Source organism: Micromonospora sp. B11E3 (assembly GCF_039871625.1).
Lineage (GTDB): Bacteria > Actinomycetota > Actinomycetes > Mycobacteriales > Micromonosporaceae > Micromonospora.
In genome coordinates this window covers 164,915-186,168 of sequence record NZ_JBDPMC010000004.1, presented here as the reverse complement: position 1 = coordinate 186,168, position 21,254 = coordinate 164,915, and the positions used below count along the sequence as shown (strand labels likewise).

The 21,254-nt window shown below is 70.9% G+C and carries 24 protein-coding genes, 3 tRNA genes and 1 pseudogene; 27 read left to right on the top strand and 1 reads right to left on the bottom strand.

Going from position 1 to position 21,254, the window contains the following annotated elements; translation table 11 throughout:
* Window positions 1-552: 552 nt before the first annotated feature.
* The 11 genes and pseudogenes from ABGB16_RS04120 (at window position 553) to ABGB16_RS04070 (ending at window position 8,675) form a co-directional block, all read left to right on the top strand.
* Window positions 553-927, top strand: coding sequence for a transcriptional regulator (locus ABGB16_RS04120; protein ID WP_347666587.1), 375 nt, complete (start codon window positions 553-555; stop codon window positions 925-927).
* A gap of 201 nt (window positions 928-1,128) precedes the next feature.
* Window positions 1,129-2,724, top strand: coding sequence for an FtsK/SpoIIIE domain-containing protein (locus tag ABGB16_RS04115; protein WP_347666586.1), 1,596 nt, complete (start codon window positions 1,129-1,131; stop codon window positions 2,722-2,724).
* Window positions 2,721-2,987, top strand: coding sequence for a hypothetical protein (locus ABGB16_RS04110; protein WP_347666585.1), 267 nt, complete (start codon window positions 2,721-2,723; stop codon window positions 2,985-2,987). Before ABGB16_RS04115 ends, ABGB16_RS04110 begins: the two co-directional genes overlap by 4 nt.
* A 4-nt stretch (window positions 2,988-2,991) precedes the next feature.
* On the top strand, window positions 2,992-3,177 hold the full coding sequence (locus tag ABGB16_RS04105; protein WP_347666584.1) for a hypothetical protein: 186 nt from the start codon (window positions 2,992-2,994) through the stop codon (window positions 3,175-3,177).
* Window positions 3,174-3,758, top strand: a complete 585-nt coding sequence (locus ABGB16_RS04100; RefSeq protein ID WP_347666583.1) for a DUF2637 domain-containing protein — start codon at window positions 3,174-3,176, stop codon at window positions 3,756-3,758. The genes ABGB16_RS04105 and ABGB16_RS04100 overlap by 4 nt, the downstream gene beginning before the upstream one ends.
* A 114-nt stretch (window positions 3,759-3,872) precedes the next feature.
* A pseudogene (locus ABGB16_RS04095) lies at window positions 3,873-4,271 on the top strand (replication initiator); the annotation flags it as partial.
* A complete protein-coding gene (locus ABGB16_RS04090; RefSeq protein ID WP_347666582.1) occupies window positions 4,268-4,453 on the top strand; it encodes a helix-turn-helix domain-containing protein in 186 nt (61 codons plus the stop codon). The pseudogene ABGB16_RS04095 and the gene ABGB16_RS04090, both read left to right, overlap by 4 nt.
* Window positions 4,450-5,886, top strand: coding sequence for a tyrosine-type recombinase/integrase (locus ABGB16_RS04085; protein WP_347666581.1), 1,437 nt, complete (start codon window positions 4,450-4,452; stop codon window positions 5,884-5,886). The genes ABGB16_RS04090 and ABGB16_RS04085 overlap by 4 nt, the downstream gene beginning before the upstream one ends.
* A gap of 117 nt (window positions 5,887-6,003) precedes the next feature.
* Window positions 6,004-7,389 carry a hypothetical protein gene (locus tag ABGB16_RS04080; RefSeq protein WP_347666580.1) on the top strand — a complete coding sequence of 462 codons (1,386 nt, stop codon included), beginning with the start codon at window positions 6,004-6,006 and terminating at the stop codon, window positions 7,387-7,389.
* A 310-nt stretch (window positions 7,390-7,699) separates the two neighbouring features.
* Complete coding sequence (locus tag ABGB16_RS04075; RefSeq protein ID WP_347666579.1) at window positions 7,700-7,930, top strand: hypothetical protein; 231 nt, start codon at window positions 7,700-7,702, stop codon at window positions 7,928-7,930.
* Between the two features lie 25 nt (window positions 7,931-7,955).
* Entirely contained in the window at window positions 7,956-8,675 is a 720-nt protein-coding gene (locus tag ABGB16_RS04070; RefSeq protein WP_347666578.1) for a hypothetical protein, read from the top strand.
* A 156-nt stretch (window positions 8,676-8,831) separates the two neighbouring features.
* Here ABGB16_RS04070 and ABGB16_RS04065 read toward each other — a convergent pair whose 3' ends face one another.
* Window positions 8,832-9,776: a mechanosensitive ion channel domain-containing protein gene (locus ABGB16_RS04065; protein ID WP_347666598.1), complete on the bottom strand. Its 945-nt coding sequence runs from the start codon at window positions 9,774-9,776 to the stop codon at window positions 8,832-8,834.
* 676 nt (window positions 9,777-10,452) lie between these two features.
* On the opposite strand from ABGB16_RS04065, the gene ABGB16_RS04060 reads away from it, so the two are divergent.
* From ABGB16_RS04060 to rplL, 16 genes are all read left to right on the top strand, one after another.
* The gene (locus ABGB16_RS04060) at window positions 10,453-10,596 is read left to right on the top strand and encodes a hypothetical protein (RefSeq protein WP_347666577.1); all 144 of its coding nucleotides are present in this window, start codon (window positions 10,453-10,455) and stop codon (window positions 10,594-10,596) included.
* Window positions 10,597-10,704: 108 nt separating this feature from the next.
* Window positions 10,705-13,293, top strand: a complete 2,589-nt coding sequence (locus ABGB16_RS04055; protein WP_347666576.1) for a bifunctional diguanylate cyclase/phosphodiesterase — start codon at window positions 10,705-10,707, stop codon at window positions 13,291-13,293.
* 103 nt (window positions 13,294-13,396) lie between these two features.
* A tRNA-Thr gene (locus tag ABGB16_RS04050) sits at window positions 13,397-13,469 on the top strand.
* 25 nt (window positions 13,470-13,494) lie between these two features.
* A tRNA-Met gene (locus ABGB16_RS04045) sits at window positions 13,495-13,567 on the top strand.
* Window positions 13,568-13,697: 130 nt separating this feature from the next.
* A complete protein-coding gene (rpmG, locus tag ABGB16_RS04040; RefSeq protein WP_007073056.1) occupies window positions 13,698-13,865 on the top strand; it encodes a 50S ribosomal protein L33 in 168 nt (55 codons plus the stop codon).
* Window positions 13,866-13,983: 118 nt separating this feature from the next.
* The gene (locus ABGB16_RS04035; protein ID WP_347666575.1) at window positions 13,984-14,430 is read left to right on the top strand and encodes a MaoC family dehydratase N-terminal domain-containing protein; all 447 of its coding nucleotides are present in this window, start codon (window positions 13,984-13,986) and stop codon (window positions 14,428-14,430) included.
* A 1-nt stretch (window position 14,431) separates the two neighbouring features.
* Window positions 14,432-14,824 carry a MaoC family dehydratase gene (locus tag ABGB16_RS04030; RefSeq protein ID WP_347666574.1) on the top strand — a complete coding sequence of 131 codons (393 nt, stop codon included), beginning with the start codon at window positions 14,432-14,434 and terminating at the stop codon, window positions 14,822-14,824.
* A 125-nt stretch (window positions 14,825-14,949) separates the two neighbouring features.
* Window positions 14,950-15,022 (top strand) — tRNA-Trp (locus ABGB16_RS04025).
* A gap of 209 nt (window positions 15,023-15,231) precedes the next feature.
* A complete protein-coding gene (gene secE, locus ABGB16_RS04020) occupies window positions 15,232-15,621 on the top strand; it encodes a preprotein translocase subunit SecE (protein ID WP_347666573.1) in 390 nt (129 codons plus the stop codon).
* 39 nt (window positions 15,622-15,660) lie between these two features.
* Window positions 15,661-16,383: a transcription termination/antitermination protein NusG gene (gene nusG / locus ABGB16_RS04015; protein ID WP_347666572.1), complete on the top strand. Its 723-nt coding sequence runs from the start codon at window positions 15,661-15,663 to the stop codon at window positions 16,381-16,383.
* 186 nt (window positions 16,384-16,569) lie between these two features.
* Window positions 16,570-17,001, top strand: coding sequence for a 50S ribosomal protein L11 (gene rplK, locus ABGB16_RS04010; RefSeq protein WP_073828960.1), 432 nt, complete (start codon window positions 16,570-16,572; stop codon window positions 16,999-17,001).
* Window positions 17,002-17,084: 83 nt separating this feature from the next.
* On the top strand, window positions 17,085-17,801 hold the full coding sequence (rplA, locus tag ABGB16_RS04005) for a 50S ribosomal protein L1 (protein ID WP_347666571.1): 717 nt from the start codon (window positions 17,085-17,087) through the stop codon (window positions 17,799-17,801).
* Window positions 17,802-17,879: 78 nt separating this feature from the next.
* Entirely contained in the window at window positions 17,880-18,773 is an 894-nt protein-coding gene (locus tag ABGB16_RS04000) for an ABC transporter ATP-binding protein (protein ID WP_347666570.1), read from the top strand.
* Window positions 18,770-19,456 (top strand): hypothetical protein, encoded by a 687-nt coding sequence (locus ABGB16_RS03995; RefSeq protein WP_347666569.1) that lies wholly within the window; start codon window positions 18,770-18,772, stop codon window positions 19,454-19,456. The genes ABGB16_RS04000 and ABGB16_RS03995 overlap by 4 nt, the downstream gene beginning before the upstream one ends.
* Window positions 19,457-19,850: 394 nt before the next feature.
* Complete coding sequence (gene rplJ / locus ABGB16_RS03990; protein ID WP_347666568.1) at window positions 19,851-20,396, top strand: 50S ribosomal protein L10; 546 nt, start codon at window positions 19,851-19,853, stop codon at window positions 20,394-20,396.
* 54 nt (window positions 20,397-20,450) lie between these two features.
* On the top strand, window positions 20,451-20,834 hold the full coding sequence (rplL, locus tag ABGB16_RS03985) for a 50S ribosomal protein L7/L12 (RefSeq protein ID WP_347666567.1): 384 nt from the start codon (window positions 20,451-20,453) through the stop codon (window positions 20,832-20,834).
* The last annotated feature ends 420 nt before the right edge of the window (window positions 20,835-21,254 follow it).

The window sequence follows — 21,254 nt, the reverse complement described above, 5'->3', positions numbered from 1 at the left end:
CCAAAGCGGAGTTCCTGGTCTCGAGGGTTTCTTGGAGTGACTCACCTCAATACCGGAACTCCGCTTCTGTTTGCCTGAGCGACACACCCCTCGACAGCCGCCACAACGCCTTAACCGAGCGGCGTTGAGACTAGTGCCCCTGAGTCGCTAACTCGTTGATGAATTGCTGGTATGGGTGATGGCCGTGGCCCGAATCTGGCGCCGCAGGAGCTGACCGCCGAGGCCGCACTACCTCGTGTGTGTCTTTCGCGGCCACCTCTGCCGCTTCCTGCTCGGCTATCGCAAGCTGCCGCGTTAGATCCTTCGCTTGGCGCCGAAGCTCTTCCAGCTCCGCGACTCCCATGGAGCGGATGCCTCGTAAATTGCTCCTATCGATTGATTTGCTGCTAATCCTCGCAACTTGACGTGCTTGCGCTCGCCGCATCGCCGCCCTCCCTCAATCTCCGGCTCAATCCCGGATGTCCTTCAACCAACTTGTTGACTTGTCTGCCAAGTGGTGTCCATCTTGGAGTGCCAACTTGGCAGACATGCCAACAAGCTGGAGGTTGAGCGATGGCTCTGCGGGGCGGTGCGAGGTTCGCCGTGCGGTTCGAGGACGTGTTCCCGGCGGGGTGCGCGTTGGTGCCCGAGTCCCTGGGCGAGGTGGAGGACTACGACGAGAAGACCGGCCGGCGGAGCCCGGCGAAGGACAAGGTGACCGGCCAGCGGGTGTGGCAGGTGCGGGTGATGGACCTGGACCCGGAGTTGGGGAAGCGGTCGCGGGAGACGACGGTGAAGATCTCGGCTGACTACCAGCCGGTGCCGCCGACGGGTGCGCCGTTCGAGGCGGTGGAGTTCGACGGGATGACGGTCACGCCGTACGTGTCGAACAACGGCCGGATGGCGTACTCGCTGCGGGCGACCGGCATGCGCGCCCCGGCGGCGTGAAGTCGAAGGCGGCGGCGTAGCCGCATCTGGTGGGGGCGGGGCTGTCAGGTCTTGGCGGACGGCAGCCCCGCCGTCTGTCTCTTTCCCCTGCTCTGACGAGAGAGGTAGTGACGTGTCCAAGCGTAAGCCTGCCCTCGGGCCGGTGCTGATGGCGGCTGTGCGGGGTGCGCGATGATCCGCCGGCCGCGTGGTGAAGTCGTGATGACCACGGCCGGAGACCTGATAGTGATCCGGCCTCGCCGACTGGAACTGCCGTTCTGGTTGATCGCGCTGGGCCTGATGCTGCGGTGGCTGTGGCGGGGCCTGTGGTGGTGCCTGCGTCACCCGGTCACCGTCGCCCTGGTCGTCGCCGCGGTGGCCCTGTACCGGGAGTTCGGCCGGGCCGGTCTGGTGGTGCCGTTCGTGCTGGCGGCTGCGGTGTCGGCGCTGTGGCGGTGGCGGCACGAGACGTCCTGGTGGAAGTGGTGCGCCGGTCCGATCCTCGGTCGGTTCCGTCAGGTGTTCGTCTACCGGCGGGCCTGGCGGGAGGCCATGACGCTGTGCGGGCTGTCCAGGACGTACGACCATCGGCCGGTTCTGCCGCAGCTGCTGCGGGTGCGTTCGGATCAGGCCCTCGACGTGCTGACGATCCGCATGGTGCGCGGGCAGACGCCGGAGGAGTTCCAGCGGGTCACGGCGAACCTCGCGTACGCGTTCGGCCGGCGGCACGCCCGCGTCTACACCGAGCGGCCCGACGCCCCGCCGGCCCGCTCCGGGTACTGGGCGCTCGTCCTCGGGGCGGTCGACCGGCTGCGGTTCCGGGACCGGCCGTCGGTGGTGTACCTGGTGATCGTCCGCACCGACGCCCTGCGCACGGTCGTCGAGCCGTTCGACGTGCCGTTGGTGCCGGACTTCACCGCGCTTCCGCTGGCCCGGCGTGAGGATCTGCGGCACTGGCGCCTGCACCTGCTCGCCACCCACGTCCTGATCGGCGGTGCCACCCGGTCCGGCAAGGGCTCGGTGCTGTGGTCGCTGGTGCGGGCGCTCGGCGGGGGCATCGCCTCCGGGCTGGTGCGGCTGTGGGTGATCGACCCCAAGGGCGGCATGGAGTTCGCCATGGGCCGGCCGCTGTTCGCCCGGTTCGCCTGCAAGTCGTTCGAGGCCATGGCGGACCTGCTCGACGAGGCCGTGGCGGTCATGCGGGAGCGGCAGACCCGGCTGGCCGGCGCGGTGCGGGTGCACACCCCGACCGAGGCCGACCCCCTGGTGGTGGTCGTCGTTGACGAGATGGCGGCGCTGACGGCGTACCTCCAGGACGTCGAGCTGCGTAAGCGCATCGCGGGTTCGCTGGGGCTGCTGCTGTCGCAGGGGGCCGGCGTCGGCGTCCTGGTGGTGGCCGCGTTGCAGGACCCGCGCAAGGAGGTGCTGCCGTTCCGGGACCTGTTCCCGACCCGCATCGCCCTCGGCCTGACCGAGGCGTCACAGGTCGACCTGGTGCTCGGCGACGGTGCCCGCAACCGGGGCGCGCTGGCTGACCAGATGCCCCGGTGGGCCAAGGGCGTCGGGTACGTCATCCTCGACGGCACCCCGGAGCCCGCGCGGGTCCGCTTCTCGTACGTCACCGACGACCACATCCGCCAGCTCGCCGCCGAGTACCCGGCCCCCGTCGACGCGGCGGACATCCTCGCCCAGGTCGGCCGCGAGACCGCCGCCGAGCCGGCCCGGCCGCCGCTGCCTCGCCCGCGCAAGGGGCCGTTGCTGCCCGACTCGCTGCTGAACTTCCTCGACCCCGACCGCGACGGGGGTGAGCCGCGGTGACCGCCCCGACCGGCAGCCGCGCCTTCTACCGGCTCCGCGCTCCCGGCACTGACGGCGCCACCGGCACGGCCGTGTCCGTTCGCGTCGACCCCGACCGGCCCGACCCGTACCCGGTCTATCTCGCCGTCAGCGGCGGCCGGCGCCGCATGTACCTGACGCCCGACGAGGCGTGGGCGCTGTGGCGCTGCCTCTCCGAAGCGGTGGCCTCCCTCGGCGAGCCGCCCGACCACATCCGTACCCGTGTCACCCCGGCCCGGAGGTAACCCGATGTCCCTCAAGCGCTTCTTCCTCGGCACCGGCCGTGTCAAGCCGCTACACATCGAGCTGAACGACACCCCGGACCGGCTCGCCGCCGCCCTGCGCGGCCTGGCGCACTTCGTCAACCGCCGCCAGGACCTCGACGGCCAGCGCATCCACATCACGCTGACCGTCCGCACCGGGGGCCGCCGATGACCCGCCACCGACTCGAAAGCGTCGTACGGCTGCTGATCCTGCTCGCCATCGGCACCATGGCCGGCGCCGCCGCCTTCACCCACGTCCACGACCTGACCGTGGCCCACGGCCAGCCCGACTGGATCGGCTGGGCCAACGCCGTAGCCGTCGAGCTGATGGCCATCTACCTCGGCCTGGAGATCCGCGCCCGCCGCCGCGCCGGTCGCCCCGTCGGCCTGGTCGGCGTGCTCCTGGTCGCCTTCGCCCTGCTGTCCCTCGCCGCCCAGGTCGCCGAGGCCGAGCCGTCCGTGTGGGGCTGGATCGTCGCCGCGGTGCCGTCGCTGGCCTTCCTCGCCCTGGTCAAGGTCGTCCTGTCCAGCGCCCCTGTCACCGCCTCGACGGTCGAGCCCGACCAGCCCGAGCCCGCCCCGGCCCTCGACGAGCCGGAACCCGTCGAGCCTGAACCCGTCGAGCCTGAACCGCAGCCGGCCCCTGAGCCCGTCGTCACGGTCCCGGCCGTCCGCCCGACTCCGGCGGTGGTGCTGCCTCCGCTCGGCGTCGTCCAGCCCCAGCGGCCCCAGGTGGTGGGAGTCATCCGATGACCGCTCCGACCCTGCCCGGCCTCGCCCCCGCCGCCCCGACCCCGGCTGCTCCTCGCCCGGGGTCGCGGGCGGCCCGCATGGCGCTGCCCCGCTCGGTCGACGTGCTCAAACAGCAAGGGCAAGGTTCACCAGCGGGACACCCTCGGCATCGGCGGCCGGCGCATCCTCATCTCCCGCGACTGGTCCGGCAAGACCCTCGCCGACCACAAGCACGACGCGCGGGCCTGGGTCCGGGCGCTGCTTGGCGTCACCACCGACGGCACGGCCGGCGACGCGGCCCAGCCCATCGACGATCAGGCCGACACCGCCGAGCGGGTCCGGCACGCCTGGGAACTCGCCCGGCCCGACGACCCCGACGTGGGACCGCTGACCCACCGGCTCATGCGCTCCATCAGCGAACGCGCCCGCTGGCGGGCCGAACTGCTCGCCGCCAAGGACCGGGCCGAGCAGGGGGCGCCAGATCTTTCGGCAACTCAGCACCAGGCACAGCACGACGGGGAGGAACCGCGATGAAGGAGGAGTTGTTGACTGTGCCGGAAGTCCTCGCCGAGCTGCGCGTACCGCGCTCGACCTGGTTCTACTGGCGGCAGACCGGCAAGGGGCCCCGGGTTATCAAGCTCCCGAACGGGCAACTGCGGGTCCGCCGGTCGGCGCTCGGGCAGTGGCTCGGTGAGCTGGAGCAGGACGCGGCATGAAGAGCTATGAGGTCCAGATCTGGGAGATCGGCAAGCGTGCTGACCGGAAGGCCCGGCCGTGGCGGGTCCGCTGGGCGGTGAGCGGCCGGCGCTTCGAGGAGATGTTCCGTACCAAGGCGCTGGCGCACTCGTTCCGCGCCGAGCTGGTCCAGGCGTCGAACGCGGGGGAGCCCTTCGACCCGGCCACCGGTCGCCCGGTGTCCGAGGCGAGAACCAAGAACCCCACCACCTGGTACGCGCACAGCCGCGCGTACGTCGAGATGAAGTGGCCCCGGGCGGCGGCCAAGACCCGCCGGTCGATCGTCGAGGCGCTGACCTCGATCACGGTGACCCTGACCCGGCCGACGAAGCGGGGCCGACCGGATGACGCGCTGCTCCGTGAGGCGCTGTACCTCTACGGGCTCAACCCGCGTCGCTGGTCCGAGGAGATCCCGGCCGAGCATGCGGCGGCGCTCGCCTGGCTGGAAACCGCGTCGCTGCCGGTCGTCGAGCTGGACTCGCCCGCGATGGTCCGCCGGGTCCTGGACAGCCTGTGCGTACGCCTCGACGGCAAGCCCGCGGCTGCCTCCACCGTCCAACGGAAGCGGGCCACCTTCTACAACGCGCTCGGGTACGCGGTGGAGCTGGAACTGATCGACTCCAACCCCGTCGACCGGGTGCAGTGGACGGCCCCAGAGGTCGCGCAGTCCATCGACCGTCGGGTGGTGGCGAACCCGGCCCAGGTCGCCACGCTGCTGGAGGCGGTGAGATCTCTCGGCAAACGGGCCGACAAGGTCACGGCGTTCTTCGGCTGCCTCTACTACGCAGGGATGCGGCCCTCGGAAGCGGCGGACCTGCGGCGGGAGGACTGCGACCTTCCCGGGCGCTGCCTGGAGTGCGGGACCGACTTCGACGACCTGGTGACGGTCAAGCCCTCGGCGTCCTGCGATCACGAGAAGATCGAATATCGCTGGGGCCGCCTGGTGCTCGCGGGCACTTCGCCGCGTGCCGGGTCGCACTGGACGGATGATGGCGGGTCGCACGAGCGTCGCGGCCTCAAGCACCGGGCTCGGCAGGAAACGCGTACGGTCCCGATCCCGCCTCGGCTCGTCGAGCTGCTGTGCGCGCACGTCGAGAATCACGGCGTCGGCCCGGACGGCCGGTTCTTCCGGGGCCTGCACGGCGGGCCGCTCTCGGAGTCGGTCTATGACCGGTGGTGGAAGCTCGCCCGGGAGAGGGCGCTCACCGAGGCGCAGGTGGCCTCGCCTCTCGTACGCCGTCCCTACGACCTGCGTCACGCGGCGGCCTCGCTGTGGCTGAATGCCGGCGTCCCGCCGACCGAGGTGGCCCGGCGCCTGGGCCACGGCGTCGCCGTCCTGCTCCGGGTCTACGCCAACTGCATCGACGGGGGGAACGACACGATGAACGACAAGATCGGCGACGCGCTCGGATGAGTGGATGAGTGGACGAGATGCGCTAGACGTTGAGGGGTGGAGTTGCCCGCATCACAAACATCATCCCGGCCCGATGTTCACGTCGCGGTCGGTCCGATCGCGACCAATGAAAGCCCGGTGCCAGCACTGCGGCTCTGGGGCATCCGCCGGTCAATAGCTCTGGCTGTCGCAGCCGCGTTGACGCTGGTCGGTGCCTTGATCGCCGCAGCGCTCTGGTACGCCGGCTGGCCCGGCATCCAGCGGGATGCAACCGTCACGGCAGCTACGCTCTTCGACCTCCTGAAGCTCGTCTTTGCCGTTGTGGCGGGCGTTGGTGGCGTCGCAGCCTTGGTGGTCGCATACCGTCGGCAGCGAGTCGCGGAGCACACTAACGCGCTGGCAGAGTTCGCTCACCAACTGGCACACGCAGCTGACCTACGCGCCGAGGTCACCAAGGCTCTCGCTGAGGCGGCAGACGAACGGGCCAAGATTGAGACCGATCGTAACGGCGTCCGCCTGTTTAACGAACGCTTCGCCAAGGCATCCGAGCAGCTCGGGTCGGACAAGGCGGCGGTCCGACTGGCCGGTGTCTACGCCATGGCCGGCCTTGCAGATGACTGGCGGGAGGGTCGGCAAACCTGCATCGATGTCCTCTGCGCCTACCTCCGCATGCCCTACTCGCCGCCGTCGGAGACTCCGAGCGAAGCGTCGACGCAACAGGCTGAAGGCCAAGCGTCGACCGTGGACGCGGAGACGGCTCGGGCTGCTCGCGAGGAGCGGGAGGTGCGTCATACCGTTATCCGGCTCATCGGCAGGCACCTACGTTTAATCCTGGGCGATCCGACATCATGGCGCGGCCTTGACTTCGACTTCACCGGCGCGGTTTTCGACGGTGGCGACTTCTCGAACGTGACATTCAGTGGTGGGCGAGTGTCTTTCGAGGGGGCGACGTTCAGTGCCGGGCGGGTGCGCTTCAACCGGTCGACGTTCAGTGGTGGGGAGGTGTCCTTCAGGGGGTCGACTTTCGGTGGCGGGGAGGTGGTCTTCGGGGGCTCGACGTTCAGCGGCGGGCTGGTGTCCTTCGAGGGGGCGACTTTCGGTGGCGGGGAGGTGTTCTTCGCCTGGTCGACGTTCAGTGGTGGGGAAGTGTCCTTCGCGGGGTCGACTTTCGGTGGCGGGGAGGTGATCTTCGAGGGGTCGACGTTCAGCGGCGGGCGGGTGTCCTTCGGGGGGTCGACGTTCAGCGGCGGGCGGGTGTCCTTCGGGGGGTCGACGTTCGGTGGCGAGCGGGTGTTCTTCGGCGGCGCGACCTTCAGTGGGGGGCAGTTGCGGCTTGACAAGGCGCTCATCAACGTGCCGCCCGAGTTCGGCGTTTGGTCTGGTAAGGCGCCTCCCGATGGGCTGTTCCTGCCGGAGGCGTGGGCGTGGGCAGATGGTGGGCGGCTAGCCAAGCGGCACCTGGCTAGAGCGGAGAAGCGGCAGCTCACCAGGGCTGACGGGAGCAAGAACGCAGACGCCCTGTAAATCCGTCGCGAAAGCTACAGAGGTTCGAATCCGCCACCAGGCGCGACAATGGCCCCTTGACCAGTAGGAATGCTGATCGGGGGCCGACCGGTGGTGGAAGTCGGCTCGAGAGAAGGCGCTCACCGGAGCCCAGGTCGCCTCACTCCTCGTACGCGGTCTCTACGACCTGCATCGCGCGGCGGTCTCGCTCTGGCTCAATGCCGGCGTCCCCACCGACCGAGGTCGTCCAGCGCCTGGACCACGGCGTGGCCGTGCTGCTCCGGGTACGTCAACTGCAGCCTGCCCGGTCACGCTGGGCGAGAATGCCCGGGTGATTTACACAGCGGCGCTCGCCATGGTGGTGCTGGTGGTGCTGGGCCTGGTGGCGGTGGTCGCTGTGGTACACCTCGGGTTGGTTGTGGTGGTCCGGGAGACGTGCGGTTACATCTTTACCCCACCGGTTGAGGTCACTGACGGTCGAGCCACCACCGGGACGGGCATTCAACGACGCGCGGGACGTCTGGCCGATGCCGGCGGACGACCGGTAGAGGCGGCATCGTGAAGCTCAACTGTCCGGCGCTTTCCGGATGACGGAGTTGAAGGCCCTCGGCGGACGATCGGTGTGGCGTGGGGTGCTTCCCTCGCTTCTTGCGGGAGTCGCCCTGGGGGTGGCGGCGTTCACTGCCGACCTCGTGCCGGAAGCCGTGGGCAGGTTCCTCGTGCCAGCCTTCAGTTCGGGATTCGCCTGGGGCGTGGTGGCGCTCGCCGTGAGCTACTGCGCCCCGACCTTCAGGTCCACTCTCCTCGCCGGGGTCGGCACACTCGTCCTGGCGACCCTGGTCTATTACGGTCTCGTTGCCTCGCTGACTCGGGAGTGGCTCAGCGGTTCAGGGCCAGCGCTGTCGCCCGACGGGCTCCACTCCGTCATGCGTGCGTCGGCCTTCTGGCTGGCCGGCGCGTTGTTCGGCGGATTGGTGCTCGGCTGCCTCGCGCACGTCGTGAGGGTGGGCACGGTCCGTGACGCCGGCATTGCTCTCGGCGTCGCGTTCGGGCTGCTCGCCGGGGAGGCTGGTTATGTCATTTTCCACGTCGTCTTCATCTGGCTCGGGCCCGTGGATTCCTTCATCTTGGGCCGGCTTGGCGCGGCGGCAGTGCAACTTCTTCTTTCGGCAGCGGTCGTGCTCGCTGCGTTACGGCTCCGTCGACCGTCGGTCTCGATGTGGGTATTTCTGGTGGCCGCCACGGTGTCGACGGCGGCGAGCATCGCGAGTTGGCACCTGATCACTTCGGTCCGGATGACGCTGTAGCGCGGATCGGCGGTCATGGGGGCAGGGTTCGGTACGTGGGCAGGGATGGTGGGCCCTCCCGGTGTCGTTGCCGCTCCGCGGATGGGAGCAGGTCAGGGCTTGTAGTCGTTGCGGGTGCGGGGCAGCCACTCCGGGTGCTCCTCCCGCAGGAGCGCATCACGCCCTCGCGCACGTCGCAGCGGAGGTCCCAGGCGCTCGGGCCGTCGGCGGCGGACGCCTGGATCTCGATGACCACGCTGTGCGGGGTCGCGTCGACCATCTGCAGCACCCAATTGTCCGCGGTCCCAGAGCGGTGACGCCTCGACCAGCCGTCGGGCCTCGACGCGAAGGTCTTCGAGGTCGGCGGTGTGGTCCACGTGCAGGTGGACCCGGCAAGACCACCCGTCCCTCGTGCTTGGTCCAGTTCTGGAACGGCCGTTCGGTGAAGTAGGTGGTGGGCAGGATCAGCATCCGGTCGTCCCAGAGCCGGACGACGACGTGGGTGAGCTTCACCTCCTCGACGCGGCCCCACTCGCCGTCGATCACCAGCGCGTCGCCGATGTGCAGCGCGTCGGTGAAGGCGACCTGGATGCCGGCGAACGCGTTGGCCAGGGCGGTTCGGGCGGAGAGCCCGATCAGCGCGCCGACCACGCCGGCCGAGCCCAGCACCGACACCCCGAACAGGCGGAAGGGCCTGAAGGTGAGCAGGATCATGCCGATCGCCAGGACGGTGACGACCACCGACGTGAGGCGCCGTACCGGCCGGATCTGGGTGCGGGCGCGCCGAACGCTGCGCTGGCCGGCGGTCTCCGGCAGTCGGCTCGAGGCGACCGCCTCGGTCACGTGCAGGCCCCTGACGATCAGCCATCCGGTGACGGCGATGAGCAGCGCCAGGATCAGGTGCCGGAGTTCTCGCTGCCACTGCGCGGGCCCGGACGGCAGCGTGGCGTACGACGCGGCGAAGAGCACCACTCCGATCGCGGGCACCCGACAGGCCCGGTGCAGCGGCGTCACCAGCCACGCGTAGCGTCCGCCGGCGAGTCGGCGGCCGAGCACGTCGACCAACCGTTCCAGCACGACCGCCCCGACGACCGCGATCAGTACCTTCACCGTCCAGTGCATCACGGTCCGATCCGTGCGGCCTTGGTGCCCATGCTCCGCCCGCTCCTCGGTCAGTCGTCTGCCCGAGCGTGTCATGTAGAGGCGGGGCTATGCGGCTTTCGTGGCGAAATAGCGGGGTGCTCGCGCTGGTCGCGCCGGGCCGGGTGGCGTGCGCGGCCGGCCGGGAGCGCCGTGCAGGTCCAGGTTCGTTGCGCGAGGGGTCCGCTGGGCGACGGGTACGCCCATGATCCGCCTCCGCCGTTTCGGTGAATCGGTTCGACCGTCTCGCCTCTTCTGGCACCCGAAGGGGTATACGCCGCTTCCCGGACGGCTCTCGTTGCGGTAGACAGATAACTTCTTCGATAGATGGCTAGCGGAGGAGAAGGCCGCTCTGGTAGTCAGAGCGGGGCACATGGGGTATGGAGCCGGCCTTTGTCCGTTCGTGGGGTTCGGAGGGCACTCAGGAAAAATCAGCCATTGACGCCGAAAGTCCGAGTGTTCGCCAAGTGCATCGGGGCGCGGCGGGCTTTGCCTACCTGGGTATCAACCCGCCAGGCAGGCCCTGCTGCCAATCAGTCGGACTTGCCTGCGTCCCGGCGGAGGCCGCCCCGGGACGTCTTTGTTGCAGGTGCGGGGTGTGGCACCATCATGGAATCTTCACCCCCCGTGCTGCTTGTTCGCGACAGGAGCCCCACCGATGCTTATTCGAAAGCTGGGTCGGCTGCTCGGCTTGACCCTGATGCTGGTCGCCCTCGCTGCGGGCGTTGCCGGCGTCGCCGCCGGCGGTGCCGGCGCCCCCGCCGTCGGAGACCAGACAAGTCTCGAGTACGACTGGGCCTAGGCCCGCGGAGTGGAAATGGTCGCAGCTTCGCTTCCGGCGCAAGTGCGGGGCCGTGAGGTTCCGGATTGAACGCGGAGCGCGCGTCTCTGTGACGACGAGGGGGGCTGCATGGCCAGCGATGCCCGGGTGGCCCGACGGGCCACCGAGAATGCCTGGCTGATCACCGGGCCGCTGACGCTGCTTGCCATCGTCTGCTCGACCGTCCTGGCCCTCGCCCAGGTGGCAGCGGGTCGGCAGGGCGCCGGGGCCGACCCGCACACGGCGGTCGGCGCCGAGTGGGGCACCGCGGTCCTCATCTTCGTCGCCCTCGTGGCCGTGCAACTGCCGTTGCTCACCTTCGTGGTGCGCCGGCAGACGCTCACCGCCAACATCACCGAGATTCCGCTGGTGCTGGCGTTCTACTACCTTCCGCCCCTGCTCGTCGTCCTGATCGCGACCCTGGCCGCGGTCGTTGTCCAGCTACGACGCAGGTTGGGCCCGGCGAAGTTGGCATTCAACGTCGCCCGCTCGGCCGCGGCCACCTCGTTGGCCGGTCTGGTCCTGCTCGCGCTGCCGGAGATCCGTGGGGTGGGGCCGGGCACCTGGGGCATCCTCTTCGCGGTGGTGAGCACGGTCACCCTCGTCACCTTTGCCGCCGTGGTCGGGGTCATCACCCTGCTGCAGGGCTGGCAGGCCGGCCTGGAGATCGTCCGGACCTCGGTGGCGTCGCTCCTGGCGGCGGTGCTCAGCATGACGGTGGGGCTGATCATCCTCATCGCGGTGACGACGACCCAGTGGTCGCTGGTCCTGCTCGCCGCGCTGGCGCTGGCCGTGGCCACCCTCTACCGGACGTACGCGCAGTTCCTGCGACAGCACCGGACGCTGGCCGACATCTACGACCTGACGCGGGCGATGGCCCACAGTGGTCAGGACGGGACGCTGCCCGACGCCCTGCTCGGCCGGGTGCGCGCCCTCATGCAGGCCGAGTACGCGACCCTCTGGCTGCCGCAGCACGGACGCCACCCCGAGGTGCTGCTCACCGCCCGGCTGGACCGACCGGGCCTGCTCGACTTCGGCAAGATTCCGGCCACGCTCCGGGAACAGGCGGTGGAGCAGCGGCGGGCGATCGCCGTCGGCCCTCGGCTCGGCGGGGAGCGGCAGCAGCTCGCGGTGCTGCGGGAGGCGGCGGTGAAGGACGCCATCATCGTTCCGCTCCGGTCCGGCCCGGCGGTGATCGGCACACTCGAGGTCACCAACCGGCTCGGCGGCGTCAACTTCTTCACGGCGCAGGACGTACCCGTCCTGGAGACGGTGGCGGCGCACGCCGGGATCGCCCTGGAGAACTCCCGGCTGGTCGACCGGCTGCGCCACGACGCGTACCACGACACGCTGACCAGGCTTCCCAACCGGCGGCGGATCACCGGCGCGCTCGACGAGGCGGTCAAGATCCGGGCGCCGGGCGAGGTGGTCGCCGTCCTGCTGTTCGACGTCGACGGGCTGCGCCAGGTCAACGAGTCCCTCGGCCACGCCGCCGGCGATCAGGTCCTCGCCGAGGTCGCCGACCGGCTGCGCGCCTCCGCGCCGTCCTCGGCCCTGGTCGGCCGGGTCGGCGGCGACGAGTTCCTGGTCACCCTCCGCCTGGAGAACGCCGAGGCGGCGCTGGAGCTGGCGGCGCGGCTGCGCGAGGAGATCCGGGCCGAGATGGTCTTCGACGTGCTCACCCTCGACGTGGACACCGCCGTGGGGGTGGCCGTACATCCGGATCACGGCAGCGACGCGGCGACCCTGTTGCAGCGGGTGAACCTGGCGGCGACGGCGGCCAAGTCGGTGCCCGGCAACGTGCAGCTGTTCAGCCCGGCGTTGGAGTCCCGGTCGCTGCGCCGGCTCGGCATCGCCGGTGATCTGCGCCGCGCCCTCGACGAGGGCGAGCTGGAGGTCTACTTCCAGCCGAAGGTGACCCTGCGGGACCGCCGGCTGGTCGGGGTGGAGTGCCTGGCCCGGTGGGAGCACCCAGCGCACGGCGAGGTCGCCCCCGAGGACTTCGTCGCGGTGGCGGAGCACACCGGCCTGCTCGGCCGGCTCACCGAGGTGGTGCTCCGGGAGGGGCTGCGGCGCAGCCGGGACTGGGGTCACGCCCAGCGGCCGCTCGCCGTCTCGGTCAACCTCGCCGCCCGTACGCTCACCGACCGGCACTTCCCGGACCGGGTCAGGGAGCTGCTCGCCGAGTACGACGTGCCGCCGCAGCGGCTCACCTTCGAGATCCGGGAGGCCGCGGTCCTGGACGGCACGGACCGCCCGATCCCGGCCCTGCGCCGGCTGCGCGACCTCGGCGTACGGCTGTCGGTGGACGACTTCGGCGTCGGCTCCTCGTCCCTGGCGTACCTGCGCCGCCTGCCGGTGCACGAGGTGAAGGTCGACCGCTCGTTCGTGCAGGGCATGGCGACCGACCCGGGGGACCTGGCCATTGTCAACGCCGTGGTGACCCTCTCCCAGCAGTTCGGCCTGGCCGTGGTGGCCGAGGGCGTGGAGAGCGAGCTGACCCTGGAGCTGCTCCAGGACATCGGCTGCGAGATCGGCCAGGGCTTCCTGTTCAGCCGGCCGCTGCCGTACGAGCGGTTGGAGACCTGGTTCGGGGCGCAGGCTGACCCGGAGACGACCGCCGGCTTGGAGCATCCCCGGCTGCGGGTGGTCCCCGACCGCTCCACGATCCTGCTCTGACCTGCGGTAACGGGGGTCGTCGCTGGCGCGGGGGGATCCGATTTCACCTCTGGGATCGGGCCGTGTACTCTTACCTCTGCGCGGTCACGGAGTGATCGAGCAGGCCCCCTTAGCTCAGTCGGCAGAGCGTCTCCATGGTAAGGAGAAGGTCTACGGTTCGATTCCGTAAGGGGGCTCAAAGGGTCCGGCTGGACCCGCCACGGCGGTGTAGCTCAGATGGCAGAGCAAGCGGCTCATAATCGCTGTGTCGCCGGTTCAAGTCCGGCCACCGCTACTCTCGTCCTCCGGCTCGCTTCCGGTGGATGGTGAAAGGGGCGCCGAAGGCGCCCACTTTGCATGTCTGCGTCCGCAGCGCGTACGCTGTGACGCCGTAGTTGTTGACTGAGCGAGGAAGGCACTCCGCCGTGGCGAAGGCTACCGATGTCCGGCCGAAGATCACTTTGGCGTGTGTGGAGTGCAAGGAGCGCAACTACATCACGCGCAAGAACCGCCGCAACGACCCGGACCGTATCGAGCTGAAGAAGTTCTGCCCCCGGGACGGGCGGCACACGGTCCACCGCGAGACCCGCTGACATCGCTGGCGCGAGCCGGCAGCACGACTCCGAAAGCCGATCCGGTACGGACGGCGCGGCCCCTCGGCCGCCCGTCCACCCGGGTCGGCTTTCATGCTCTCCGTGTAGGTTCTCGGGCATGCCCTTGGACCCGTCCTTCGTCGGCCGGACCTATCCGCCGACCGCCCCCTACCAGGTGGGCCGAGAAAAGATCCGCGAGTTCGCCACCGCCATCGGCGCCACCGACCCGGCGCACCACGACCCGGCCGCCGCCCGGGCGCTCGGGCACCCGGACGTGGTCGCCCCGCCGACCTTTCCCGTGGTGCTGACCATGGCCGCCAGCCGGCAGATCGTCGAGGATCCCGCCCTCGGCGTGGACTACAGCCGGGTGGTGCACGGCGACCAGCGCTTCGCGTACGCCCGGCCCGTGGTGGCCGGGGACGAGCTGGTCTGCGTGAACACCATCGAGGGCATCAACCACCGGGGCGGGCACGACTTCCTCACCACCCGCACGGACGTCAGCACGCCGGCCGGCGAGCCGGTCGTCACCGTCTGGTCCAAGCTCGTCGTACGCGGGGAGGCCTGAGATGGAACTGCCCACCAAGACCTTCCGGGTCACCCGGGCCGACCTGGTCCGCTACGCGGGCGCCTCGGGCGACTTCAACCCGATCCACTGGAGCGACCGGTTCGCCACGAACGTGGGTCTGCCGGGGGTGATCGCGCACGGGATGTTCACCATGGCCCTCGTCGGCCGCGCGGTCGCCGAGTGGGCCGGGGCGCCGGACGCGGTGGTCGACTACGGGGTCCGGTTCACCCGCCCGGTGGTCGTCCCCGATGACGACGCCGGCACCGAGATCGAGGTCACCGCCAAGGTCAAGGAGGTCACCGACGAGGGCCTGACCAGGCTCGACATCACCGCGACATGCCGGGGCGAGAAGGTGCTCTCGCAGGCCCGGGCGGTGATCCGGACGCCCCGCTGAGGGGCTCCGCCACGCCAGATGGCAGACCGGTTGGGAAAGTGGCCTCGCTACCCGTACACTGGTCCGCCGTGGGGCAAGTGACCCCGCCCGGTGCTGGCTGGCCGGGCCGGGTGAGCGTGCCGCACAGGGGTGTAGCTCAATTGGCAGAGCAGCGGTCTCCAAAACCGCAGGCTGCAGGTTCAAGTCCTGTCACCCCTGCGCCTCAGGCCTGACCGTTCCGTGGGTCGCGCCGCCAACCGGCGGCGTTCGGCCCGTGGTGGTGGCATCGGTGGGGTGGTCCGAGGCATCGGGCCCGTCCGTCGATCCGCCGGCCGCGGCCCGTCGCGGGACGGTTGGTCCGGCCGGCGTGACCAGCGCCGCGCACACCGCACCGGTGTGCGACCCGATTTCCCGCGACGGAGGGCGAAGTGGCCGAGAACAAGCGGCGCAGCGAGGACGCCGGCGACGACCGTCTGAACGACGAGAACGTCGACGACGTGGCCGCCGACGACGCCACCGACGCGGAGGAGCCGGTCTCCCGGGGTGGCACCGCCACTCGGGCGCGGGCCAAGGCCGAGTCGGCTGACGACAGGAAGACCCGTAAGGACACCGACCGGGTGGGGCTGTTCGCCCGCATCGGGCGGTTCTTCCGCGAGGTCGTGGCCGAACTGCGTAAGGTCATCTGGCCGACCCGCAAGGAGTTGCTGACCTACACGGCCGTGGTCGTCACCTTCGTCGCCGTGATGCTGACGATCGTGGGCGCCCTGGACTACGCCTTCGCGAAGGGCGTGCTGTGGGTCTTCGGCAACGCCAGCTGACCGGCTGATTCAAGCCGATAGTGACGGAAGTGAGCGAGCGTGCCTGAGTACGACGAGACCGCCGAGACCACGGACGAGCAGTCCACGGTGGCGACGGCGGCCAGTGACGAGTCGGTCGAGGCCGCCAGCGAGCCGGACTTTCCGACCACCGAGCCTGCCCCGGACGAGGAGTACGACCCGGTGGCGGAGCTGCGCCAGAAGCTGCGCTACGCGCCTGGCGACTGGTACGTGGTGCACTCGTACGCCGGCTACGAGAACAAGGTCAAGACCAACCTCGAGACCCGGATCACGTCCCTCGACATGGAGGACTACATCTACCAGGTCGAGGTGCCGACCCGGGAAGAGGTCGAGGTCAAGAACGGCAAGCGGTCCCAGGTCCAGGCGAAGGTCTTCCCGGGCTACATCCTGGTCCGGATGGAGCTGACCGCCGAGTCGTACTCCTGCGTGCGCAACACCCCGGGCGTCACCGGCTTCGTGGGGGCGACCGACCGGGCCGACCGTCCGGCGCCGCTGAGCCTCGACGAGGTGCTCAAGTGGCTGGCCCCGGCGGTCGAGACCGAGCAGAAGAAGGTCAAGCCCGAGGTCAAGGTCCTCGACTTCGAGGTGGGCGACTCGGTCACCGTCACCGACGGCGCGTTCGCCTCGCTGCCGGCGACGATCAGCGAGATCAACGCCGACCAGCAGAAGCTCAAGGTGCTGGTGTCGATCTTCGGCCGGGAGACCCCGGTGGAGCTGAACTTCAACCAGGTCGCCAAGATCTGACGTACCGCTCGCCGGCGGTGGGCTGCGGGCCCGCCGCCGGCGTACTCGTTCCGCCTCCGTCGCCGGACCTCGGGGGAGGAGGCGGCGGAACGCTGCGCTACCCTAGAACGTCGCCGCTGTCGCACCGCGCTGACCGTGCGCGCCCGCGGCCGGCGCATTTCCCAGTTTCAAGCCCCAGGAAGAGACATGCCTCCGAAGAAGAAGCTCGTCAAGACGTTCACGCTTCAGCTGCCGGCGGGCCAGGCCACCCCGGCGCCGCCGGTCGGCCCCGCGCTCGGTCAGCACGGCGTGAACATCATGGAGTTCTGCAAGTCCTACAACGCGCAGACCGAGTCCCAGCGGGGCGACATCGTCCCCGCCGAGATCAGCGTGTACGAGGACCGCACCTTCACCTTCGTGCTGAAGACCCCGCCCGCCGCCCGGCTGCTGATCAAGGCCGCCGGCGTGCAGAAGGGCTCCGGCGTCCCGCACAAGGAGAAGGTCGGCAGCGTCACCCGCGCCCAGCTGCGCGAGATCGCCGAGAAGAAGATGGCCGACCTCAACGCCAACGACATCGAGCAGGCTGAGAAGATCATCGCCGGCACCGCCCGGTCGATGGGCCTGACCGTCGCCGACTGACGTCGCCCACCGCAGACCGGACCCGTTCGTGGGAGGGCGCGCGGACGCCGCGGCCCGCCATAGACCACAGGAGTAATCGAGAAATGCAGCGCAGCAAGAGCTACCGCAAGGCCGCCGAGGTCATCGACCGGGCGAAGCTCTACACCCCCGCCGAGGCCGTCAAGCTGGCCAAGGAGACCACCAACGTCAAGTTCGACGCCACGGTCGAGGTCGCGATGCGCCTCGGCGTCGACCCCCGCAAGGCGGACCAGATGGTCCGCGGCACGGTCAACCTGCCGCACGGCACCGGTAAGACCGCCCGCGTGATCGTCTTCGCCGCCGGCGCGAAGGCCGAGGAGGCCGCGGCCGCCGGTGCGGACGAGGTGGGCACCGACGAGCTCGTCGCCCGGATCCAGGGCGGCTGGCTCGACTTCGACGCGGCGATCGCCACGCCGGACCAGATGGCCAAGATCGGCCGGATCGCGCGGATCCTGGGCCCGCGCGGTCTCATGCCGAACCCGAAGACCGGCACCGTGACCATGGACGTCGCCAAGGCCGTCTCGGACATCAAGGGCGGCAAGATCACCTTCCGGGTGGACAAGCACTCCAACCTGCACCTGATCATCGGCAAGGCCTCGTTCTCCGAGTCCCAGCTGGTCGACAACTACGCCGCGGTCCTCGACGAGGTGCTGCGGGCCAAGCCGTCGGCGGCGAAGGGCAAGTACCTCAAGAAGGTCACCCTCACCACCACGATGGGCCCGGGCGTACCGGTCGACCCGAACCTGGTGAAGAACCTCCAGGAGGGCTCGGCCGAGGGCTGAGCACGGCTGCCTCGACGGGGCCCCGCCACGACCTGTGGCGGGGCCCCGTTCGTTCGTCCGCTGTGGCAGGCTCGTGGCATGCGGTGGGAGGACGTCTGGCTGCGCTACCACCGGCGTGGCCCGTGGGTGCTGCGCGCGGCGAGCCTGGGCATCGGCCCGGGCGAGGCGGCGGTGGTGCTCGGCCGTAACGGCGCCGGCAAGTCGACGCTGCTGCAGCTCGCGGCCGGGGTGCTGCGGCCCACCCGGGGCCGGGTCGTCGACCGCCCTCGGCGCGTCGGCTGGGTGCCGGAACGGTTCCCGGCCGACCAGCCGTTCACCGTCGGCCGCTACCTTGCCGGGATGGCCCGGGTCGCCGGCCTGGGAGCGGCGGAGGCCGACCGGGCGGTGGAACGGTGGGCCGAGCGGCTGGGCCTGACCCGGTTCCGCGACGTGCGGCTGCCGGAGCTGTCCAAGGGCACGGCCCAGAAGGTCGGCCTGGCCCAGGCCATGCTGCGCCGGCCGGGGCTGCTCGTCCTCGACGAGCCCTGGGAGGGGCTGGACGCCGCCGCGCGCGACCTGGTTCCCGCCCTGATCGACGAGGTGCTTGCCGACGGCGGGTCGGTCCTGGTCAGCGACCACCGGGGGGAGACGGTCCGGCTGCCCGGCGCCGCCCGCTGGACGGTCGCCGACGGCACCGTCACGGCCGAGGGGCCGGCCGCCGGGCCGGGCGGGTCCGTCGCGGTCGTGGAGATCGCGGTCCCGGCCGCGCGGGTGGCCGGCGCCGTCGCCCGGTTGCGCGCCGACGGCCACCACGTCCTGCGGGTACGCTCCGACGCCGCCCCGCCCGACGCCCCGGTCCCGCCCGAGGACCGTCCGGTCGTCGGCCTGCCCGCGGCCGTCGACTCCGCCGCGGCCGAGGGCGGGTCGGCTCCGCCGGGCGACGAGCCGGGCGGTGCGGTGCGGTCCGCCGAGCCCGGGCGGGTGGCCCGGTGAGCGCGCTGGTCCGGCTGCGGCTGGCCGGCTTCCTGCGTACCGGGCGGGCGGTCGCGCCGCTGCTGGCCGGCCTGCTGGTCCTCGGCGTCCTGTACGGCGGCGGCCGGGCCGAGCCGGCAGAGGCCTACGGCGTCTCGGCGGTGGTGCTCTTTCCGGTGCTGGCCTGGCAGACCAGGATCCTGCTCGACGTCGAGCCGGACGTGCAGCGCCGGCTGGCCGTGGTGGCCGTCGGGCCGACCCGGGAGCGGGCCGCCGGGCTGCTCGCGGCGGGCGCGGCGGGGCTGGGCGCGGTGGCCGTGGCGCTGGTGTTCCCCTGGCTGGTCGGCGGGGTGGCCGGCCCGGCGCCGGGGGACCGGTCGATGGCCGCCGGCGTGGCGCTCGGGCTCTGGGCGCACCTGCTCGCCCTGCCGGCGGCGGTGGCCCTCGGCGCGCTGGCCAGCCGGGCCGTCACGGGCAGCGCCGGCTACGGCGTGGCCGTGCTGGCGCTGGGCGCGGTGGGCGCCGTGGTCCTCGGCCTGTCCGGATCGGTGGCACCCTGGCTGGCGCCCCCGGTGATGCCGACCGCCCGGGCCGCCGCCGCCGGCCCGTCCGCGGCGACGGTGGTCCTGCTGAGCGCCTGGGCGGTGGCCTGGAGCGCGGCGGCCCTGGCGGGCTACGACTGGCGCCGCCGCGCCCGCGCCTGACGCACGCCGCCTTCCGGGGGACGGCGCCCGCGCGTCCCGGCTCTTCGGACAGGGCCGGCAGCGGCCGGCCGAGGCGACGTGACCCGGAGCACGCGGGGGGCGATTTGGCCCTTACCGCAGGTGTGGCGTAGCCTTGTCGCGAAGTACCACCCAGAGACCGCTGGTCACCGTGCCCCGGCACGGTCGAAGGTCCCGCTTCGACGGGCGACCCGCGCAGGGCGGCAAGCGAAAATCGGCTGTAGTTCCCGTGGTCCGCCGACTGCGGTGAGTCCGGTCGGCCCTCGCCCCGTGCGCCCTGCGCCGGGGCTTTTCTCGTTGTCGTGGGTCCCTTCGCAACCGCGGGAGCCCGCCGGCTTCCCGGTGCACCAGCCTCGAGCAACGAGAGAGGAGGGACATGGCGGACAAGCCGATCCGGGCCGACAAGGCCACGGCCGTCGCTGAGCTGACCGAGAGCTTCCGCAACGCGGGCGCGGCGGTCCTCACCGAGTACCGTGGCCTGACGGTTGCCCAGCTCACCCAGCTGCGGCGCTCGCTCGGCAAGGAGAGCACCTACACGGTCGCGAAGAACACGCTGGCGAAGCGTGCCGCGAGCGAGGCGGGCATCTCCGGCCTCGACGAGCTGTTCACCGGTCCTACCGCGCTGACTTTCGTTTCGGGCGACGTCGTCGAGGCGGCGAAGGGGCTTCGCGACTTCGCGAAGGCCAACCCGAAGCTCGTCATCAAGGGCGGCGTCTTCGAGGGCAAGGCCATCTCCGCGGCCGAGGTCACGAAGCTCGCCGACCTGGAGTCCCGCGAGGTGCTGCTGGCCAAGCTGGCCGGCGCGATGAAGGGCAACCTGAGCAAGGCCGCGGCCCTGTTCCAGGCCCCGCTGTCGAAGACCGCCCGCCTGGCGGCCGCCCTGCAGGACAAGCGCGAGAAGGAGGGCGCCGAGGCGGCCTGAGGCCCCGCGGCGCACCCACTTACCTAGTCAAGAATTCAGGAAAGGACGCCAGACATGGCGAAGCTCAGCACCGACGAGCTGCTCGACGCGTTCAAGGAGATGACGCTGATCGAGCTCTCCGAGTTCGTGAAGCAGTTCGAGGAGACCTTCGAGGTCACCGCCGCCGCCCCGGTCGCCGTGGCCGCCGCCGCCCAGGGTGCCGCCCCGGTCGAAGCCGAGCCGGAGAAGGACGAGTTCGACGTCGTCCTCGACGCCGACGGTGGCAAGAAGATCCAGGTCATCAAGGTCGTGCGCGAGCTGACCGGCCTGGGCCTGAAGGAGGCCAAGGACCTGGTCGAGGCCGCGCCGAAGGCGGTTCTGGAGAAGGTCAACAAGGAGACCGCCGACAAGGCCAAGGCCAAGCTCGAGGGCGAGGGCGCCAAGGTCACCCTCAAGTAACTGGGGGCCAGGCGCGTGTCCGGCTCCCCGTGAGCCAGGGCACACCGCGTGTGCGGCGGGCGACGATCCGAAAACGGGTCGTCGCCCGCCGTGTTGTTTGCAGACACCCACCGCAGCCGCGTGAGCAGGGCATCGACGCCGCGTGTCGGTCGGTGGGGCGGGGGCGGGCCGGTCGCCCGTCGGCGGGAAACGCCCCGCCCGGACGAGACGCCCCTTGACGCGGCCCCGGGCCGGCAGGCACGCTGACACCAGCAAGACCTTCCGCGCTTGCAACGGCCACCACTCGGGTAATGGCAGCGGCGGTGCATCCTCCGCAGCACCGGGCGGTCCGTGGGTTCGCCGCGTTCCGAGCGGCCCGGTGCGGCCCCGTTTCGAGGGGCCCCCGAGGCGCGTTCCGCGACGACCTGCGGGGCGGGCTGG

What these genes read in the sequence shown, in the direction of transcription:
- ABGB16_RS04000 (WP_347666570.1), top strand. Translation starts at nt 17,880, where the DNA reads ATGCGGTGGGAGGACGTCTGGCTGCGCTACCACCGGCGTGGCCCGTGG.
- ABGB16_RS04060 (WP_347666577.1), top strand. Translation starts at nt 10,453, where the DNA reads ATGCTTATTCGAAAGCTGGGTCGGCTGCTCGGCTTGACCCTGATGCTG.
- ABGB16_RS04035 (WP_347666575.1), top strand. Translation starts at nt 13,984, where the DNA reads ATGCCCTTGGACCCGTCCTTCGTCGGCCGGACCTATCCGCCGACCGCC.
- ABGB16_RS04100 (WP_347666583.1), top strand. Translation starts at nt 3,174, where the DNA reads ATGACCCGCCACCGACTCGAAAGCGTCGTACGGCTGCTGATCCTGCTC.
- ABGB16_RS04115 (WP_347666586.1), top strand. Translation starts at nt 1,129, where the DNA reads ATGACCACGGCCGGAGACCTGATAGTGATCCGGCCTCGCCGACTGGAA.
- ABGB16_RS04120 (WP_347666587.1), top strand. Translation starts at nt 553, where the DNA reads ATGGCTCTGCGGGGCGGTGCGAGGTTCGCCGTGCGGTTCGAGGACGTG.
- rplK (WP_073828960.1), top strand. Translation starts at nt 16,570, where the DNA reads ATGCCTCCGAAGAAGAAGCTCGTCAAGACGTTCACGCTTCAGCTGCCG.
- rplL (WP_347666567.1), top strand. Translation starts at nt 20,451, where the DNA reads ATGGCGAAGCTCAGCACCGACGAGCTGCTCGACGCGTTCAAGGAGATG.
- ABGB16_RS04030 (WP_347666574.1), top strand. Translation starts at nt 14,432, where the DNA reads ATGGAACTGCCCACCAAGACCTTCCGGGTCACCCGGGCCGACCTGGTC.
- ABGB16_RS04065 (WP_347666598.1), bottom strand. Translation starts at nt 9,776, where the DNA reads ATGCACTGGACGGTGAAGGTACTGATCGCGGTCGTCGGGGCGGTCGTG.
- ABGB16_RS04105 (WP_347666584.1), top strand. Translation starts at nt 2,992, where the DNA reads ATGTCCCTCAAGCGCTTCTTCCTCGGCACCGGCCGTGTCAAGCCGCTA.
- ABGB16_RS04090 (WP_347666582.1), top strand. Translation starts at nt 4,268, where the DNA reads ATGAAGGAGGAGTTGTTGACTGTGCCGGAAGTCCTCGCCGAGCTGCGC.
- ABGB16_RS04085 (WP_347666581.1), top strand. Translation starts at nt 4,450, where the DNA reads ATGAAGAGCTATGAGGTCCAGATCTGGGAGATCGGCAAGCGTGCTGAC.
- rplA (WP_347666571.1), top strand. Translation starts at nt 17,085, where the DNA reads ATGCAGCGCAGCAAGAGCTACCGCAAGGCCGCCGAGGTCATCGACCGG.
- ABGB16_RS04070 (WP_347666578.1), top strand. Translation starts at nt 7,956, where the DNA reads ATGACGGAGTTGAAGGCCCTCGGCGGACGATCGGTGTGGCGTGGGGTG.
- rplJ (WP_347666568.1), top strand. Translation starts at nt 19,851, where the DNA reads ATGGCGGACAAGCCGATCCGGGCCGACAAGGCCACGGCCGTCGCTGAG.
- ABGB16_RS04055 (WP_347666576.1), top strand. Translation starts at nt 10,705, where the DNA reads ATGGCCAGCGATGCCCGGGTGGCCCGACGGGCCACCGAGAATGCCTGG.